We start from the raw sequence: 1050 nt of genomic DNA, 5'->3' as shown, positions 1-1050 counted from the left end.
TAAGGGAGAGGGGTGTTAGAGCGCCTGCCTTGCACGCAGGAGGTCATCGGTTCGACTCCGATATTCTCCACCAGGCAATTCCTGGAGATAATTAAGATTATTTTCAGAGTATTGTGGTTAAGAGCATAGATCATTAAATTATCTATTGCGACTTACAATAACGTTCATTGACATATTGGGACATTGTGTATAATTACCACAGGGGTAATTATCACGATAAGAAATAAAAAGAATACGAAATAGAGAAGAGCAAGAGGCTATTAAATGGTATGTAAAACATTTAATAGTGACAAGTTACAAAAGGGCGTATGGGGAATGCCTAGGCTCTCAGAGGCGAAGAAGGACGCGATAAGCTGCGAAAATCTGCGGGGATCAGCACATATGATATGATCCGCAGGTATCCGAATGGGGCAACCCGGCATATTGAAGATATGTCATCTCGTAAGAGAAGCAAACCCGGAGAACTGAAACATCTAAGTACCCGGAGGAGGAGAAAACAAAAGTGATTCCGTTAGTAGTGGCGAGCGAACGCGGATTAGCCCAAACCAATATTGTTTCGGCAATATTGGGGTTGTAGGACCACGACATTTGGTGTGTTATGAATTAGAATACGTTGGAAAGCGTGGCCATAGCAGGTGATAGCCCTGTATAAGTAAAGACCATTACCGATAGTGGTATCCTGAGTAGCACGGGGCACGTGAAACCTTGTGTGAATTTGGCGGGACCATCCGTTAAGGCTAAATACTCCTGAGAGACCGATAGTGAACCAGTACCGTGAGGGAAAGGTGAAAAGAACCCTGAACAAGGGAGTGAAAAAGATCCTGAAACCATACGCTTACAAGCGGTCGGAGCCTTTAGGGGTGACGGCGTGCCTTTTGCATAATGAGCCTACGAGTTACTTTTACCAGCAAGGTTAAGGTTTTCTGGACCGGAGCCGTAGCGAAAGCGAGTCTGAATAGGGCGACCATAGTTGGTAGTAGTAGACGCGAAACCGTGTGATCTACCCATGGGCAGGTTGAAGCTTTGTTAACCCAAAGTGGAGGACCGAAC

Annotated in this window: 1 rRNA gene (running past one end of the window); it reads left to right on the top strand. The window is 45.5% G+C overall.

Annotation, left to right across the window (positions count from 1 at the left end):
• Window positions 1-286: 286 nt before the first annotated feature.
• Window positions 287-1050, top strand: a 23S ribosomal RNA gene (locus tag BFJ87_RS12030) (it continues 2066 nt past the right edge of the window).

This window comes from Cellulophaga omnivescoria (genome assembly GCF_001999725.1).
Classification (GTDB): domain Bacteria; phylum Bacteroidota; class Bacteroidia; order Flavobacteriales; family Flavobacteriaceae; genus Cellulophaga; species Cellulophaga omnivescoria.
The sequence above is the reverse complement of the archived record's forward strand: the minus strand, read 5'-3'. Positions and strand labels throughout refer to the sequence as shown.